Annotated in this window: 20 protein-coding genes; 10 read left to right on the forward strand and 10 right to left on the reverse strand. The window is 68.1% G+C overall.

Annotated elements, in window-relative coordinates; all coding sequences use genetic code 11:
• Nucleotides 1-24: 24 nt before the first annotated feature.
• Nucleotides 25-588 carry an NADPH-dependent FMN reductase gene (locus E2F48_RS02200; protein WP_133402358.1) on the reverse strand — a complete coding sequence of 188 codons (564 nt, stop codon included), beginning with the start codon at nt 586-588 and terminating at the stop codon, nt 25-27.
• A gap of 97 nt (nt 589-685) precedes the next feature.
• On the opposite strand from E2F48_RS02200, the gene E2F48_RS02205 reads away from it, so the two are divergent.
• Together E2F48_RS02205 and E2F48_RS02210 are read left to right on the forward strand one after the other, a co-directional pair.
• Entirely contained in the window at nt 686-1,111 is a 426-nt protein-coding gene (locus tag E2F48_RS02205; protein WP_133402359.1) for a MarR family winged helix-turn-helix transcriptional regulator, read from the forward strand.
• Nucleotides 1,112-1,151: 40 nt separating this feature from the next.
• A complete protein-coding gene (locus E2F48_RS02210; protein WP_133402360.1) occupies nt 1,152-1,946 on the forward strand; it encodes a TIGR02569 family protein in 795 nt (264 codons plus the stop codon).
• A gap of 124 nt (nt 1,947-2,070) precedes the next feature.
• On the opposite strand, the gene E2F48_RS02215 is transcribed toward E2F48_RS02210, so the two are convergent.
• Together E2F48_RS02215 and E2F48_RS02220 are read right to left on the reverse strand one after the other, a co-directional pair.
• A complete protein-coding gene (locus E2F48_RS02215) occupies nt 2,071-2,580 on the reverse strand; it encodes a GNAT family N-acetyltransferase (protein WP_221411598.1) in 510 nt (169 codons plus the stop codon).
• 140 nt (nt 2,581-2,720) lie between these two features.
• Complete coding sequence (locus E2F48_RS02220) at nt 2,721-3,554, reverse strand: alpha/beta fold hydrolase (RefSeq protein WP_133402361.1); 834 nt, start codon at nt 3,552-3,554, stop codon at nt 2,721-2,723.
• Nucleotides 3,555-3,650: 96 nt separating this feature from the next.
• On the opposite strand from E2F48_RS02220, the gene E2F48_RS02225 reads away from it, so the two are divergent.
• A complete protein-coding gene (locus tag E2F48_RS02225) occupies nt 3,651-4,229 on the forward strand; it encodes a TetR/AcrR family transcriptional regulator (RefSeq protein WP_133402362.1) in 579 nt (192 codons plus the stop codon).
• A gap of 78 nt (nt 4,230-4,307) precedes the next feature.
• Here E2F48_RS02225 and E2F48_RS02230 read toward each other — a convergent pair whose 3' ends face one another.
• Complete coding sequence (locus E2F48_RS02230) at nt 4,308-4,886, reverse strand: GIY-YIG nuclease family protein (RefSeq protein ID WP_133402363.1); 579 nt, start codon at nt 4,884-4,886, stop codon at nt 4,308-4,310.
• 188 nt (nt 4,887-5,074) lie between these two features.
• Here E2F48_RS02230 and E2F48_RS02235 point away from each other — a divergent pair, with 188 nt between their 5' ends.
• Nucleotides 5,075-5,797, forward strand: coding sequence for an AAA family ATPase (locus E2F48_RS02235; protein WP_133402364.1), 723 nt, complete (start codon nt 5,075-5,077; stop codon nt 5,795-5,797).
• Between the two features lie 512 nt (nt 5,798-6,309).
• Here E2F48_RS02235 and E2F48_RS02245 read toward each other — a convergent pair.
• A complete protein-coding gene (locus E2F48_RS02245) occupies nt 6,310-6,975 on the reverse strand; it encodes an SDR family oxidoreductase (protein WP_133402365.1) in 666 nt (221 codons plus the stop codon).
• 182 nt (nt 6,976-7,157) lie between these two features.
• On the opposite strand from E2F48_RS02245, the gene E2F48_RS02250 reads away from it, so the two are divergent.
• A complete protein-coding gene (locus E2F48_RS02250; protein WP_133402366.1) occupies nt 7,158-8,894 on the forward strand; it encodes an ABC-F family ATP-binding cassette domain-containing protein in 1,737 nt (578 codons plus the stop codon).
• Nucleotides 8,895-8,897: 3 nt separating this feature from the next.
• On the opposite strand, the gene E2F48_RS02255 is transcribed toward E2F48_RS02250, so the two are convergent.
• The 3 genes from E2F48_RS02255 to E2F48_RS02265 all read right to left on the reverse strand — a co-directional run bounded on the left by E2F48_RS02255 (nt 8,898) and on the right by E2F48_RS02265 (nt 11,071).
• Entirely contained in the window at nt 8,898-9,560 is a 663-nt protein-coding gene (locus tag E2F48_RS02255; RefSeq protein ID WP_133402367.1) for a GAP family protein, read from the reverse strand.
• Nucleotides 9,557-10,066: a TetR/AcrR family transcriptional regulator gene (locus E2F48_RS02260; protein ID WP_133402368.1), complete on the reverse strand. Its 510-nt coding sequence runs from the start codon at nt 10,064-10,066 to the stop codon at nt 9,557-9,559. Before E2F48_RS02260 ends, E2F48_RS02255 begins: the two co-directional genes overlap by 4 nt.
• Before the next feature lie 267 nt (nt 10,067-10,333).
• Entirely contained in the window at nt 10,334-11,071 is a 738-nt protein-coding gene (locus E2F48_RS02265; protein ID WP_246018478.1) for a class I SAM-dependent methyltransferase, read from the reverse strand.
• Nucleotides 11,072-11,297: 226 nt separating this feature from the next.
• On the opposite strand from E2F48_RS02265, the gene E2F48_RS02270 reads away from it, so the two are divergent.
• Nucleotides 11,298-12,167, forward strand: coding sequence for a pentapeptide repeat-containing protein (locus E2F48_RS02270; RefSeq protein WP_133402370.1), 870 nt, complete (start codon nt 11,298-11,300; stop codon nt 12,165-12,167).
• A gap of 48 nt (nt 12,168-12,215) precedes the next feature.
• On the opposite strand, the gene E2F48_RS02275 is transcribed toward E2F48_RS02270, so the two are convergent.
• On the reverse strand, nt 12,216-12,617 hold the full coding sequence (locus E2F48_RS02275; RefSeq protein ID WP_133402371.1) for a VOC family protein: 402 nt from the start codon (nt 12,615-12,617) through the stop codon (nt 12,216-12,218).
• Nucleotides 12,618-12,867: 250 nt separating this feature from the next.
• Between E2F48_RS02275 and E2F48_RS02280 the strand changes: the two genes are divergently transcribed.
• The 4 genes from E2F48_RS02280 to E2F48_RS02295 all read left to right on the forward strand — a co-directional run bounded on the left by E2F48_RS02280 (nt 12,868) and on the right by E2F48_RS02295 (nt 15,461).
• Nucleotides 12,868-13,596, forward strand: coding sequence for a GAF and ANTAR domain-containing protein (locus E2F48_RS02280; protein WP_133402372.1), 729 nt, complete (start codon nt 12,868-12,870; stop codon nt 13,594-13,596).
• Between the two features lie 53 nt (nt 13,597-13,649).
• The gene (locus tag E2F48_RS02285; protein WP_133402373.1) at nt 13,650-14,489 is read left to right on the forward strand and encodes a sigma-70 family RNA polymerase sigma factor; all 840 of its coding nucleotides are present in this window, start codon (nt 13,650-13,652) and stop codon (nt 14,487-14,489) included.
• A 122-nt stretch (nt 14,490-14,611) separates the two neighbouring features.
• Nucleotides 14,612-14,848, forward strand: coding sequence for a DUF1059 domain-containing protein (locus E2F48_RS02290; RefSeq protein ID WP_133402374.1), 237 nt, complete (start codon nt 14,612-14,614; stop codon nt 14,846-14,848).
• Between the two features lie 235 nt (nt 14,849-15,083).
• The gene (locus tag E2F48_RS02295) at nt 15,084-15,461 is read left to right on the forward strand and encodes a VOC family protein (RefSeq protein ID WP_133402375.1); all 378 of its coding nucleotides are present in this window, start codon (nt 15,084-15,086) and stop codon (nt 15,459-15,461) included.
• On the opposite strand, the gene E2F48_RS02300 is transcribed toward E2F48_RS02295, so the two are convergent.
• Nucleotides 15,462-15,929 carry a hypothetical protein gene (locus E2F48_RS02300; RefSeq protein ID WP_133402376.1) on the reverse strand — a complete coding sequence of 156 codons (468 nt, stop codon included), beginning with the start codon at nt 15,927-15,929 and terminating at the stop codon, nt 15,462-15,464.
• Nucleotides 15,930-15,974 lie beyond the last annotated feature (45 nt).

Genomic DNA, 15,974 nt, shown 5'->3' on the forward strand with positions numbered 1-15,974 from the left:
ACGGACGGTGCTGATGGACAGGGCTCAGGCCGGCTGCAGGCCCAGTCGGGTCGTGGCCCTGGCGATCTCATCGAGCACGGCCGACGCCTGGCGGTCCGGTGCCCTCCTGTCCACCAGCCCGCCCGCCTCGTCGAACGCCGCGTAGGCGTTGGCCAGGATGACCTGCTCGCGCAGTGGCACCATGCCCAGTTCGACGACGACCTGCCGCAGTTGCTCGACCGCCCGGATGCCGCCTCCCGGGCCTCCGTAGCCGACAAAGCCCACCGGCTTGCCGTTCCACTCGTGGTACAGGTGGTCCAGAGCGTTTTTAAGCACCGCGGGGTAGCCGTGGTTGTACTCCGGAGTGACCAGGATGTACCCGTCGGCCCGGGCGATCTTGGCGCCCCACGCCCGGGAGGCCGGGTCCGGTGACGGCCCGAAGGCGGGAGGTACGGCCGCGTTGAAGAACGGCAGCGGCCAGTCGGCGAGGTCAACGAGCTCCGTCGTGAAGTCGGTCCGGGCCCGGGCATGGTCCATAAACCATCGGGCCACTTTCCCGCCGACCCTGCCCTGCCGAGTGGAACCGAGGATGATCTGCACATGTGTCATTTGAGTCCTCCGCAGGGTCGATTCAACGACAAGTAGTTCTAGTCTCCCACCACTGTTGAAGTTGTCAACTATCTATTTCGCCAAGTACCGTGCTTTCATGCCGACGCGCCAGGAATCGACCTTCGAACTCGTCAAACTCGTGATCCGCCTCGGCGAACGCATGCGGCAGCACTATGCCCGGCGGGCCGACGAGTTCGACCTCACGCCGACGCAGGCCCAGGTGCTGCGCGAACTGACCGCGGGCCCCGCGCCCATGGGTGAACTCGCCGTCCGGCTCTCGTGCGATGCCTCCAACATGACCGGCGTCTCGGACCGGCTGGAAGCCCGCGGCCTGCTGGAACGGCTCCCGTCCCCCGGGGACCGGCGGGTCAAGGTGTTGTCCCTCACCGATGACGGCCGGGCGCTCCATCGCAACCTGTGGACCCGGCTCATGGAGAACTCTCCCGTTGCCGAGGGGCTGAGCGAAGCCGAGCAGGAGACGTTGAAGACGCTCCTGCAGAAGCTCGAGCGCACCGGCGCGTAGGCTGCCCGTGTCCCTTCCCGAAGATCACCAGGATCACAGAATGATGCCCCAACGGCCGGTCCTTGATGCTTTCGGGATCTCGGGCCCCCTGAGGAAACTGGAAGGGGGAAAGGGCTCCGCCTGGCTGGCGGACGGCCTTGTCCTCAAGCCTCGGGACCTGCTTCCCCAGGAACTTGAGTGGCTGGACACGCGGGCAAGGGAACGCAGTGACGGCGGGCCGGTCCGGCTGTCGCTGCCGGTACGGAGCAAAGCGGGGAATCTGCTTGAGGGAGGGTGGATGGCCTACGGCTACCTCCCGGGCGAGCATTCGCGCGGCAGGTGGCGGGAAAAGGCCTCCGTGGCGCTCGCCTTCTCCGACCTCTTCACCGGTGAACCACGTCCACCGTTCCTGGATGAGCGGGACCACGCATGGGCCGAGGCCGACCGCATCGCGTGGGAGGAGTCTCCGGTGGTTGGTGGGCGGGTAATCCCGTACGTTCCCCGGCTCGTTGCCGCGCGGCGACCGGTCGACGGCGTGCCCTGCATCATCCACGGCGATCTGACCTGCAATATCCTGGAGGGCCCGGGCGGGGTGCCGGCAGTCATCGACCCGACCCTCTACTACCGGCCGGTGGACTATGCGGTTGCGATTATCGCCGTAGATGCTGTGTGCTTCGAGGGTGCGTCCCTGTCGTTGTTGGAGTCGATGTCGCCGGGACAGGGGTTTCCCCAATATCTTCTTCGCGCACTGCTCTTCCGTATCGTCACCGACGCCCTCAACGGCCGGCCGGAGGCGGCCTTCGGCGCCTACCGTCACGCCGTCGAGCGCGTGCTCGCCCTGGCGGCTTCCCGTTAAGTCCCTTCCGTGCCGCATGCTGCGCTCGCAGACTCCCGTGGCGTGCCGCCCGTCACCGATAGCGGGGTTCAGATCGCTGGGCCCTATCCGGCCGTTTTCCGGCAGTACGGTCCGGAGGCGGACATCAGGTGCGGGACAGCGGGCCGGGGTGCCGGACCATGCGCAGATCGAGGACACCTCCCTCGCGCTTGCTGCCGCCGTCGAGTTCAAAGCCGTGCTTCCGGTAGAACGCCTGCGCCCGCGGGTTCCGCTCGGCGACCCACAGCGTCGTTCGTTTGTCCGGGTCGATCACGGCGTGCAGCAGGTCTGCGCCCGTCCCGGAACCGTGGTGTTCCGCGAGGAGATACAGCACGTATAGGTGCATGAGATCCGGCTTGTCATCCGAGGGCCCCGCCATCGCGAGACCGACGAGCGGCCCGTGGTGTTCGGCGACAGCAGTGCGGTGGGCGGCCCACCGCTGGTCGGTGAGCGTGTTCAGCCACTGGCGTTCGCGGGCAGCGGGGAAGCCCGGATCGTCGAGCACCGCATCCGGCACGAGGCCGCGGTAGGTCTCCTGCCACGACTCAACATGGACCCGCGCCATCGCCTTGATATCCTCGACGCGCGCAGCACGGACGGTAATCCCGTTGGGCATACGAGGAGCATAGGAGGAAACCGCGGAAAGATCGGGGTGCTCTGCGCCCCGGCGCGGCGGCCGCGTGGGAAGCCCCGGCAGGAGCCCCGGGAATCCCGGGGCTCCTGCCGGAAGTCCGGCGCCCGAAACAGCGGTCCCGGCTAGCTGGCTAGGAAGCGCAGCAGGATCTCGTTGATCTCCGCTCCGTGCGTCCACAGCATGCCGTGCGGCGCGTCCTCGATCTCGACGTACTCCGCGGAGGGGAGGCGCTTGGTGAACTCCCGGGCGGTGGCGTCGATCGGGAGGATGCGGTCATCGGTGCCGTGAACGATCAGGGCCGGGACGGTGACCTTCTCAATGTCCGGGCGGAAGTCGGTGAGCCACGAGTCGACGACGGCGAAGGAGGCGTACCAGGACGCGCCCGAGGCGACATTCCAGGCGTTGCGCAGGGCTTCCTCGCTCAGGCGGTTGCCAAGGAAGTTGTCCGTGTTGAAGAAGTCGTTGTAGAAGTTCGTGAACCAGGCGTACCGGTCCTCGGTGGCGGCGGTGCGGATGCCGTCGAAGACAGTGGAGGGAACGCCCGTGGGGTTGTCGTCGGTCTGGAGCAGGAACGGCTCCAGGGATGCGAGGAACACAGCTTTGGCGATCCGGGCCTCCCCGTAGGTGCCGATGTAGCGGCCCACCTCACCGCTGCCCATCGAGAAGCCGACGAGAACGACGTCGCGCAGGTCCAGGGTCTCAAGAACGGTGTTGAGGTCGGCGGCGAAGGTGTCATAGTCGTACCCCGTGGTGGGCTTGCTCGACCTGCCGAATCCGCGGCGGTCGTAGGTGATGACGCGGTACCCAGCGTCCAGGAGGGCGGCTGACTGCTTCTCCCAGGAGCCACCGTCGAGCGGATAGCCGTGAATCAGCACGACGGGCTGCCCGCTTCCGTGGTCCTCGTAGTAGAGCTCGATGTCCGTGCTGTTTTCGGTGCCGACCTTTATGAGACCCATCTTTTTTTCCTTTTCTAACCATCGGAGAACGCTCGTTCTCTCTCGATATCCATCACTGTATAGAACGAGCGTTCTCATTTCAACTAGGATGGATTCATGAATTCCTCCGAAGCCCGGTCCCGCATCGTCGCGACCGCCGATGCGCTCTACTATTCGCGGGGCATTCAGGCCGTCGGCATGGATGAACTCCGGACGGCCGCCGGCGTGTCGCTCAAAAAGCTCTACGCGGAGTTTCCCTCGAAGGGCAGTATCGTCATGGCCGTCCTTGAACGCCGGCACCAGGCGTGGGAGGACGGGCTCGACGCCAGGGTCCGCCAGGCGCCCACCCCTCGATTGCGGCTCCTCGCCATCTTCGACTATCTGTGCCAGTGGTTCGGGGAGGATACCTTCCGCGGCTGCGGATTCATCAATACGTTCGCTGAGCTTGGTGCGATCAGTCCGGAGGTCGCCGCCTACGCCCGGGAACACAAGGCGGCGTTCCAGCACTATGTCGCCCGGCTCGCAGAGGAAGCTGGTGCGCCCGCCCATCTGGCTCCGCAGCTGTCCATCCTTGCGGAGGGAGCGCAGACGACTGCCGCCATCGCAGGCAGCGCCGACGCGGCCCTGCAGGCGCGCTCGGCGGCCGAGGTCCTCATCGACGCCGCCCTTTCCTCCCGGGCCCCCGCAGCCGGTTAGGCGCTGCTTCCGCTGCATCACCCACACCGGCGGTCGAATGCAGGCGCCCATGGTGCCCTGACACCGGCTCCGGCGGTCTCACCCCCGCAGGGCGGCCGCCTCTCCCGCCCAGCGGGCATAGCGTGCCCAGGGATCGTCAACGCCCGCCGCGAGCGCACGGATGTGTTCCTCGAGCGCCGGCGCGGGCTCAAACCATTCGGAGCGGTTCAAGCGCCAGCGTGCGAACTGCTCATGGCGCCGGCGCTCGATGAGCCGGTCTCCCCGTTCAAACGCCAGCACTTCGTCATGCCAGAGCCGCGCGAGCCGCTGGCGTGGGTTCGCCGTCGTGCCGATCTTGATCCGGTTCTGGAAGCGGATGTAGTAGACGACGTCGACCCTCGGAGGCGGCAGGTCCCCGTCGAGGACGTCCCCGACGCGCCACTCACAGGCTGCACAGACCCAGCCGGAGGGGTACTTCACGCCGATCCGTGACCCGCACGCCAGGCAGGGGCCGGGCAGTACATCGGTGCGGCCCAGTTCGGTGTCCGCCCAGTCCAGCACCGCCGCCACGTGGGCCGGGCAGAGCGGAAAAGGGGAGTTGTCCACGGGCCGGCCGCAGGGGCGTCCGTCCCCGCCGGGGAGCACACAGGAGCGGTTGCTCCGCCCGGAGTCGTACATGCGTTCGATTCTGTCGCCCGTGGCCCCTGTGCGCAAGGCGGAGCGGGGCGCCGCGCAGGGTCACCACTCGACGGTGGGTACGCCGCTGGCGAGCCCGGGTCCGGCATCGTGACTTTTCCGATTGTCAGGAACATGCGGGGGAGTTCCGCGCCGGGTCCGCGGCGGCCCTGGCCGTGTCACACTGGCGCATGAGACTCAAGCAGTACCCGCTCCGCGCAGTGAGTGAGCACGAGCTGAACAGGTTGGATCGAGGCGTCTGGCCGGCGACTCTCGCCCCGGTTCGCCAGTTGCTCGACGAGGGGCTGGACCTTGCACCGGCCACCGTACTGGTGGGTGAGAACGGCTCGGGCAAGTCCACGATCATTGAAGCGCTCGCCCTGGCGTACGGGCTCTCCGCTGAGGGAGGATCAACCGGTGCACGGCACAGCACGCGCGCATCGGAATCCGCGCTCGCCGAGCATCTGCAGCTGATTCGAAATGCAGGTGCGGCCCGGCGCGGATACTTCCTGCGCGCCGAGACCATGCATGGTTTCTACAGCTACCTCGAGGCAAACCCAAGTCTTTATCGGCCCGACCTCACCTTCCACGAAATGTCCCACGGGGAATCCTTCCTGCAGCTTGTTGGGGACCGTTTCAAGGGTCCCGGACTATGGATTCTGGACGAACCGGAATCGGCGCTGTCGTTCTCGGGATGCCTGGCGTTGTTGGGCATGCTCAAGGACAAGGTCGCCACGGGCAGGTCTCAGGTGGTCATGTCCACCCACTCACCGCTGCTCGCGGCGCTGCCGGGCGCACGGATCCTGGAACTGGGAGAGTGGGGCTATCGCCGTCGGGAGTGGGACGAGCTCGAACTGGTAATCAACTGGCAGCGGTTCCTCACCGCTCCGCAGCGGTATCTACGGCACCTCTGAAGGTGGTCGGACTACGAGGGCGTCCGCTTCCGCCTGTCCCGTTTCCTGCCGGCCCGGGTCAGGAGCGTTTTCTCGTTGGAGGGCCACTGGCCCCGGGCGGCCAGCACATCGGGCGCGGCGTGGGTGGCGGGCCCGCGCGGTCAGTCCGAGGCACTGGGTGACGCGGCCCGCCCTTGCGTACACATCGACCCGCCTCCCCTCGATGGTCAGCCAGGCGCCTCTATTGAAGACACCACCGCCCCGCCCACCGATGTCCGACACCTCGCCGGGCCATCCGACGACGCGCAGGTCCTCAGGGTGGAAGCGGCCGCGGTAGTCCAGGCCGAGATCACAGTCGCGATGCTCGGTGTGGGTACCCTCCGCGCGGGAGCCGCCCAATGCCACGGCGTGCACCCCCGGCAGGGAGGCGAAGGTGGCCACGACCGACCTGAGAAACGCGGAGTCATCCATGCCCATGCCCGCCGTCTAGGCAGCCGCGGTCGGCCCTGCCGAGGCCCCCGTCGTCCACCCGGTCAGAAGCGGGCCGAGAAGCCGCCGTCGGCGAAGAGGAGCTGCCCGGTGATCCAGCGCCCTTCCGGGGAGATGAGGAAGGAGACGACGCCGGCAATGTCCGCTGGGGTGCCGAGGCGGCCCAGCGGGTGCTGGGGGGTCAGGGTGTTGCGCAGGTCCTCGTTCATCCAGCCCGTGTCGATGGGGCCCGGGCTGACGACATTGGCTGAGATGCTGCGCGGGCCGAATTCGCGGGCGGCGGAGATGACGATGCGGTCCAGGGCTCCCTTGGAGGCGCCGTAGGGCAGGTTGCCGGTGGTGTGGTCGCTGGTGAACGCGATGATGGCCCCGCCGGTGGGTGGTGCCTGCCGGGCAAAGGCGGCGATCAGCAGCAGGCTGGCGCGGGCATTGACCGCGGTGTGAAGGTCGAAGCTCTCCGCGGTGGTGTCCAGAATCCCCGTTTCCACGTCGTGGGCGTGGCTGAGGATCAGGGCGCTGACCGGCCCGCGGTCCCGGGTGACGGCGGCGAAGAGTTCGTCGGGGCCGGTGGGCTCGGACAGGTCGCAGGGGTAGTCCGTGGTGTCCCGGTCGCTGGTGGCGACCTCCCATCCCTCGGATTTCAGCCGGGGCACAATCCCTGCGGCGATGCTGTTGCTGCGGGCGGCTCCGGTAACGAGGGCAAGAGGCATGCCTTCTACCGTAGTCCACGGCGTGGACCACCGGCAGGGCCGAGGTGACGCAGGCGACGCCGCGCCCTTGCGCCCGGTGATCCCCCTGTGCCTATAGTTGGTCCATGTTCCTGTGATCCTCGTTCTTCTCCTGCGCCCGCGGCGCATGCCCGGCAGGAGGTCGATCGACGTCGAGGATCCCCATGAGCGCTTCGTCATCTTCCCGCCCAACCCGCGCCGTTGCGCATCTCCGGGTTGAGGGCATCTCAATTTCCTTCGGTGCCCGGCGCGTGCTTACCGATGTCTCATTCACGGTCCCGGCCGGCCGGACCGGTGTCATCGGGGACAACGGATCGGGCAAGACAACCCTGCTGCGCATCCTTGCCGGCCTGCTGCCGCCCGACCGGGGGACGGTGTCGGTGACGCTTCCCGGTGTCGACCGGCCGCGCATCGGGCTGCTGCACCAGGAACCTCCCTTCGGGCCGGCAGCATCGATCGCCGAAGCGCTGGAATCCGCTGTAGCCCCAGTCCGCGCGGCGGCCGACGCGGTCACCGCCGCGGGGCTGGCCCTTGCACGGCGCCCCGATGATGAGGCGGCGGCCACCGTATACGCGGAGTCGCTGGAGGCCGCGGAGCGGATCGGCGCTTGGGATGTCGATGCCCGCATCGCGGCCATGGTGGCGGGTCTTGGCCTCGCGGATTTGCCGCCGGACGCGGAAACGGGACAGCTCTCCGGGGGGCAGCGCTCACGGCTGTCCCTCGCCTGGCTGCTGCTGAGCATGCCCGACGTGCTCCTGCTGGATGAGCCGACAAACCACCTCGACGACAACGCCGCCGGCTACCTGCGCAACCTGCTGGTGTCGTGGCCAGGGCCGGTGCTCATCGCCAGCCACGACCGGGCGTTCCTTGACGAGGTGGTGACGTCGCTTCTCGACCTTGATCCTGCGCCGTTGCCCCACGCTGTGGCTGGACCCCTGGTCGGGGACGGCGATGGAGCGGCCATCGGCGCGGTGCGGTTCACGGGCACGTACACCGGGTATCTTCACGCCCGCCTCGATGCCCGGGAACGATGGGCCCGCCAATACCGCGACGAACAGGCGCAGCTCTCGCGGCTGCGAGCCGCGGCCCCGTCCAACTACGTGGTGGGACACGAGGACTGGTCGCCGCGGTCCGAAGCCCGCAGTTCGGCCAAGTTCTACTCCGACCGGAATGCCAAGACGGTTTCCCGGCGGGTCAACGACGCGAGGGCCCGCCTTGAGGTCCTTGAGGAGCGGCAGATCCGCAAGCCGCCCAGGGAACTTCGCTTCCAGGGACTCACCGTGGGCGGGGGATCCGGGTCGGGGCGACAGCGCACGGGGCCGGTCCTCACCGTTGCGGGGGCCGCCGTCGCCGGACGCCTCGGTGCCACCTCGCTGGCGCTCAGAGCGGGGGAGAAGGTGCTGATCACGGGACCCAATGGATCGGGCAAATCCACGCTGCTGCTCCTGCTCGCCGGAGCGCTTCTCCCTGATTCCGGAACCGTGGCGGCGGCACCCTCCCTGCGGACCGGCCTCCTGGCCCAGGATGTCGACCTGCCCGACCCCCGCGGGCGCGGCCCCGGACGCACCACCCGGCGGGCCTACGAGGATCTCGTGGGGGAGGCGCGTGCCGAACAGGTTCCGCTGAGGACCTTTGGCCTGATTGCACCACGGGACGAAAACCGGCCCGTTGCGGCGCTCAGCGTGGGTCAGCAGCGCCGGCTCGCGCTGGCCGTGCTGCTTGCCGACCCGCCCGATGTGCTGCTGCTCGATGAACCCACCAACCATCTCTCCCTTGTTCTTGCCACGCAGCTGGAGGCGACGATCCCGGACTATCCGGGCGCCGTCGTCGTCGCGTCCCACGACCGGTGGCTGCGCCGCACCTGGAAGGGGAACCAGCTCAGCCTCACCGGGGTGCGGTGACGCTCACGGCCACAGTGCGATGGCGAGGACCCCGGCGGCGAGGAGGAGGAGCGCAAGGGCCGCGGGGATGGACCGCCTGAGGGTGCCCGTGGAGAAGCGGTCGTAGACGGACTGAAGGCGGTCCCGGACCTTTCCGCCGTGCGCCATGCCGAGCGCCAGGAGGATCAGGCAGGGAATGCAGTACACGATCGAGTATCCCGCGAGAACCAGCAGGCCCGCGGCCAGCCCGGTGTCGGCGTCGATGAGGCGCTCTATGGCAATGAAGTAGGGGAAGGCGTTGGGAAGGTCGGCGCCGGTCATCAGCACCCCAAGGGGGAAGGCGGTCCCGACGCCGAACCAGGACGGCAGGTTGACGCCCTTCCGCGGGCGGTCCTTGAACCGTCGGATGCCTGCTGTGAAGAGGGCGGCCGCGGCGATGAGGAACACAATCCGCCGCAGCCAGATGAGGCCGTCCCCCACCGTGCCCGCGGCCGCATCGGCGCCGAGGAAGATCGCGGCTCCCAGCACGGCAACGGTGCTCATGGCGCCCAGGACGAAGGTGATGGCCGAGGCCAGCGGCCGCGTGCGCACCGTCAGAAGGATCAGGGTGATGGCCACGATCGTGACGGGATTGAAAGAGTCCGCGATCGCGAGCCCGGCGATGGCGGCGATCAGCCCCCCGCTCATTCCCGCCCCGTCCTCGGTTTCAACCACTCGAGCACCGACTCCAGGGGCGGCAGCCGGTCGCCGGTCACCGAATTCATGACCATGCCGTCCCCCAGTAGCCGGATTGCGGCCGCCGCCACCGGGTCGCCCACCTCCTCGGCGATCAGGGCTTCCCACCGCTGGGTCGCCTCCGCCGAGCGCCTGAGCAGGACCTGCGTGGTGGATCCGGAGTCGGTGAAGGACACCAGCAAGGCCCGGTACAGGTCTGCGTCCTCGCGTGACATGGACAGCCGAAGCCACGTCTCGGTCACGTTCCCGCGCTCGGCTGCGGCGGCCAGTGCCTCGTCCATCGCCTCGATTGCCTCGGCTGCGATGCCGTCAAGGAGTGCGGCCCTTGAGCGGAAGTGATGCATGAGTCCGCCCTTGGAAACTCCCGATGCCGCGGCGACGGCGTCGAGGGAGGGGACGGAACCTGCCTCGATGGCAAGCCTGCGCGCGGTTTGGAGGATGCGCTCCCTATTGCTCATGCAGGAACTCTAGCACACTACCGACCGACTAGTCGGTCTTTTTCATGATGGCTTAGGACTACCCTCTGGGCCGTGGCCGCGGCGTGCGTACCTCGATCGCTCCCCGTCCTGTAGCGCCTGCCGCGGGTGACTGCGGATACTACGACGGGGCAGGCGATCAGGGCCGGCACGACGAGGTAGGGCCCGGCGTGAGGTTCCCTCCGTCCAGATGGGGGATGGACAGGGCAGCGGTCGCGGTGACGAGGAGGACTAGGGCCGCCGCCAGCGCTACGGGGTGGAAACGCGTTTCAGAACAATCAGTGGGGTGACGTAGTGCTCGGTGACATAGCCGCCGAGGGTGCGCACGGCCTGGGCGGCCTCCTCGACCTCCCCCGCGCTCCAGTTGCTGAAGGTGCTAAAGAGGCCGTGGATCTGATCGGCGCCAAGCTCGATACTCCATGCGAAGGTATCCGTTGACGCTTCTGCGAACAGTCCGTCCGCGGTCAGCTCCTTCACCCACCCCGCGGTGTCCAGTTCATCGGGGCCGGGCCGGGCCGGAGCCCCGCGCCGTCGCCCGACAATTTGCCCGGTCCGCTCCCGGAACGGCGTCCTGACGGCCGGGTTGCCGAAGGCCGTGCGCCACACGGCGAAACTGCCGCCGGGTGCCAGGGCGCGGTGCAGCTTCGGCAGGACGATCTCAAGGTTCAGCCAGTGCACGGAGGTGGCCGCCACGGCCAGATCGAAGCCGGCCTCCGGCAGTTCGGCCTCCTCCGCCGTGCCGGCCAGCACCGTGACCTGGGGCAGTCGTTCCAGCAGCCGCCCGGCGAGGTTTGGGCCGGGCTCAACGGCCGTCACGCTCAGGCCGGCGTCGACCAGGGCCACCGTCGCCTGTCCAGAGCCGGCGCCCAGCTCAAGGGCGCGCGTGCCCGGCAGCAACAGGTCCAGGTCGCGCAACCGGTTCCACAGAGCGTCCGGATAGGGCGGGCGGTACTTCTCGTACACTTCGACCCGTCGGTCAAAGTGCATCGGATCAACCATGGTCTCCCGCCCTTCCAGGCACATTGTCCATGGCGCCCGCCGTTCCGTCGGTGTATTTTGTCGGCAGTGATACTCCAATTGTCTCTGTGAGCCAGAGTTCAGGCGACTGTCTGTCGCTCCCTGCAGGAGCGGTGATTCCGTGTGTCCCGGAGGGGGCCCCGCAGCGGGTTCCCCACGCCCCGGCCCCTTACCGGTTCCACCCCTGGAGAATTTCATGGGCACTGCACCAACACCCGCCACGGACTCCCCGTCCGTCCTCGACCGGAACTCCCTTCACCCGGACTGCACCAACTGCTTCGCACTCTGCTGTACCGCCCTTGGCTTCTCGCGGTCCGCGGACTTCGCCGTCGACAAGCCGGCCGGATCGCCATGCCGGAACCTCGCGGCGGATTTTTCCTGCACCATTCATGGGGCACTCCGGCCGCGTGGCTTCCGCGGCTGCGCCGTCTTTGACTGCTTCGGGGCGGGCCAGCGTGTCTCCCAGGACCTCTTTGGAGGCATCAGCTGGGCTGCCGAGGCGGAGTCGGGGCGGAACATGTTCGCGGCGTTCAACACCGCGCGGCAGCTCCACGAGATGCTCTGGTACCTCATAGAGGCGCAGGACCGGACCTTCGACCCGGAGGCCCGGCAGCGGGCTGGACGGCTCAGAATGATGATCGAGGCCGCACTGGGCAGCGGCGTGCAGCGGCTCCTGGGGTTGGATGTCAAGGAAGTGCATGCCAGCGTCCGGGCGGTCCTGATCGACATCAGCGAGGAAGTGCGGATGTCCTACTCGGCAGCCGGCCGGGAGCACCTCGATGCCGGGCTGGCGCCGGGTGCGGACCTGATCGGCAGGAATCTCCGGTCGAGGCGGCTGTGCGGCGCGGACCTCCGCGGTGCCTACCTGATTGCGGCGGATCTGCGGTTCAGCGATCTCTCCGGAGCCGACCTGCTCGGAGCCGATCTTCGCGACGCCCGCCTGGACGGCGCGGACCTCTCGCGGTCCCTGTACCTGACCCAGGGCCAACTCGACGCCGCGGGAGGCAGCCGGGCCACCCGCCTCCCGGCCGACCTGACGCTGCCCGGCCACTGGGAGGGCGGCTGAGGGAGATGGATGTGCGGGGACGGATGCTGCCCGGGCCGGTTCCGGCCCTTATTGCCCGGCTTCGTACCCGATGAGCCAGTGGAGTCCGTGACGGTCGATGACCTGGCCATCCGAAGCACCCCACGGCTTCGGTGCCAGCGGATCGACGACCACGCCGTCGGCTGCGAGCCGATCAAACCAGCCGTGGAGCACGGCCGGTTCGGCTGCGCCAAGCAGGGAGAGCATGACCCCTTCCATCCGAACACTCTTCTCACCCGCTGCAGCATCGGATCCGGCCAGAGAGACCACGCCGCTCAGCACTCCATGCGCTATGGCTTCCGCCGGCCCGTCGGTTCGGCCGAAGTCCTCGAAGGTGTGAAGGGAGAGTTCGCCGCCGAAGATTCCGGCATAAAAGCCGAGTGCGTCGCGCGCGGTGCCGGGAAAACTGAGGTAAAGCTGCGGGGCCGTCATGGGCACAGTGTACAAAGCCGTTGCTGCCGCGGTGCCTGCGCGGGGCCGTTCCTACCCGCGCTGAAAAGCCGGCGGAGTGTGACTTGCGCGCTCGGTCTCGTCTGACGCCCCGCCCACAGCGGCCCGCTCCCCATCCCCGTGCGGTGCGGCGTAAGGTTGGTCGTGTCGCGTAGCAGCGGGCGTGTCCGTCGCGATACGCCCGCAGCGGGGCTGACGACGCGTGGCTTGACCAGCGATCGGAGGAGTTCTGATGGCGAACCCTGAAGCGGCCCTTGAGTCCGAGCGCCGGTTCTCCGCGCTCCTCGACACCGTCGTGTTGGAAAGCACGGATGTCTTGGACTTTCTGACAGACCTCGCCGTCCTGGCCGTGAAGCAGCTTTCCCCAGCAGGCATGCCGCTCGAATCAAGCACCACGCTGATCCGACCGCGCAAGGCCGGGACCGTCGCCAGTAGCAGCCCGCGTGCCGCCCGGATGGATGAGTTTCAGTACCGAGTGGGTAACGGTCCGTGCCTCGAAGCGGCCAGAACCCGGCGGACCGTCTACGTCGGCGACCTCGAGAGAGACACCCGCTGGCCCGAATATCGGGAAGCCACCGCTGGCAGCGGGATCCGCTCGGTTCTCGGGGTGCCCATTGCCCTCGACGGGGAGGCCGCGGCAAGCCTGAACCTCTACTCGGCCCTCCCGGACGGCTTTGACGAGCAGGCGCGTGAAGCCGCGGGATCATTCGCACGGCAGGCGTCCCGCACCCTGAGGCTCGCCGTGCGCATCGCGGCCCTGACGGATACGGCCCAGAACCTTCGGGCCGCGATGCAATCGCGTACCACCATCAACCTCGCAGCCGGGATCGTTATGGCCCAGAACGGGTGCAGCCACGAGGCGGCGATTGAGATCCTGATGAAGGCCTCGAATATCCGCAATACCAAGCTCCGGGAGGTCGCCGCCGCGGTGGTTGCTTCCGCCGCGGAAAAGGGCCGCTGACCGGCCGCCTTTGATCGTTTCCCTCCGGCGCGAACCCGCATAGGGTGAAGCACATGGACCCGAGTGAGCAGTTCGAGGCGGAGCGCCCACGCCTGGTCCGCATCGCTGCCGGCCTGCTCGATGATCGCGCCGAGGCCGAGGACATGGTTCAGCAGGCCTGGCTGCGGTTCGACGGCACGGGGGCCGAAATCGACAGCCTGCCGGCCTGGCTCACGGTGGTGACGACGCGGCTGTGCCTGGACCGTCTCCGCGCCAAGGTTCCCCAGCCCACCGAACCGATGGAGCTGCCCGAGACGCAGTACGCGCCGGACCCGGTCGAACAGGTGGTGCTGGCCGATTCGGTCGGGGTCGCCCTGCAGGTCGTCCTCGAGCACTTGTCGCCTGCGGAGCGGGTGGCGTTCGTGCTGCATGACACCTTCAGCGTGGACTTCCACACCATTGCGTCCGTTCTCGATGTCTCGTCGATGGCCGCCCGCAAGCTGGCCTCACGGGCGCGGTCGAAGGTGTCGGCGGTCGCGCCGCGGGGGACCCCGGCCGACTGGGAGGTTGTCGATGCCTTTTTGGCCGCCGCCCGCGGCGGCAACTTCGCGCGCCTTGTCCACCTCCTGGCACCCGACGTCCTGGTCACCGCCGATGCCGAGGCCATCGCGGCCGGCACTCCCCACCGGCTGGAGGGCCGGGATGAGGTCGCCGCGATGTTCGACGGCGCGGCCAAGGCTGCCCTGCCGGTCTTCCTTGGAGACCGGCCCGGGGCTGCCTGGTTCAACCGCGGCCAGGCCCGCGTGGTCTTCGACTTCACCATCGCGAACGGGGTGGTCCAGGGAATCACGTTCCGCGCCCAGCCGGAGGTTCTGGCTTCGCTGACGCGGCGAGACGCTGCTGTGCGGCGGTAGCGGGACGGCCGCTCCGGAACTGCCGGTGCCCGGTGGTCACATCAGCGGCGCTGCATCCGTCATAGAGGTAGGACTCGCGATGCGGTCCCGGATTCGACCCACAAGTGCAGAAGGAACCCGCGATGAAAACCATGACCTGCAAGCAACTCGGTGGCCCTTGTGACCTGGCGCTGAGCGGAGACACCGCCGATGACGTCATTCAGGCCCAGGACCGGCACCTCCGGGAGGCCGTGAAGTCCGGCGACTCGGCCCACCAGGAGGCGCACGAAGCAATGAAGGGCCGGTGGAGGAACCCGATCAGGGGGATGGGGTGGTACCGCGACACCAAGAAGGCCTTCGCATCGCTGCCGGAAGCCTGATTTCCCCGAGCACCGGGGTGGCCCGACCGGGGCTGGCCGGAACGGCCGGGACCGGCTTCCGCGCCGGTCCCGCCCCCGGCGTCCCGCACGGGGGTTGGCCGCGGGCCCTTCTCCGGGCGAAGATGAGGAAGTCACCGGAATGATCCCCCGGGGAGCGGTTCGACGGTCATCGGCACGGAAGCGCCCGCGTGTTCAAAGGTGTTGGATCGCCCAGCCCGAAACGAGGAGTCAGTTCATGCACCGCAGCCGCTTGTCCACGATCCTGATCGACGCTCCGGCCGACCAGGCCGGTGCAAGCGCGAGCTTTTGGTCAAGCGCGCTCGGGGTGCCCGCCCAGAGTCCGCCGGGGGAACCGCAGTTTCAGACCCTGGAGGACTGCGTGCCGAATCTTGTGGTCGCGGTACAGTCCGTTGAGGACACCGCCCGCTACCACCTGGACATCGAGACGGATGACGTCCCGGCGGAGGTGGCCCGGCTGACGGCACTGGGCGCCGTGGAGGTCTCCAGCTGGCAGGGATGCCACACCCTGCGTGCTCCCGGCGGCCACCTGCTGTGCGTCATTCCGGTCCACAGCGACGAGGAGACGTTCAGGGCCCTTGCCCGCACTTGGTGACTATGAAGCGGCGGCAGCGAGGTGGTCGAAGAACCGCGACTTGTCCGTTTCGACGTCCGCACTGGTCCGCTTCAGAAGGTTGTACTGCTCCCGTGCAGCAGCGTTCTGTCCCATCCGTTCCCAGGACCGCACAAACCGCAGGTCGTGTTCTGAATCAACGACCGTGACTGCTACCCCGACCGAAGGGACGGAGGCCCTTTCGAAGACGGCGAACCAAGGGGTCCAGATCTCACTCCGCGCAGCAGTGAAGAGGCACGGAAGGCGGGAAACCGCCACAGCGAAGTCATCCGCCGTGACTCGGAGGTGAAGGTCGATATCCCCTTTGGTCAGGAGGCCCGCCAGGCTGCTACCGCCGGTGAGGAAGAGGTCCCCGGGTATTCCATCGGCGATCAATTTCCTGCGCTCCTCGTGAAGGGCGGCAAGTGCCTGTTGGACGGATTCCGGGGTGGTGAGTTGCCAGCGGGTCACGGCGTTTTCCTTTCGGGCGTGCATCCGCGGACGGGAGCCGCGGGG

Origin of the sequence: Arthrobacter crusticola (assembly GCF_004357995.1) — a bacterium.
Taxonomy (GTDB): domain Bacteria; phylum Actinomycetota; class Actinomycetes; order Actinomycetales; family Micrococcaceae; genus Arthrobacter_D; species Arthrobacter_D crusticola.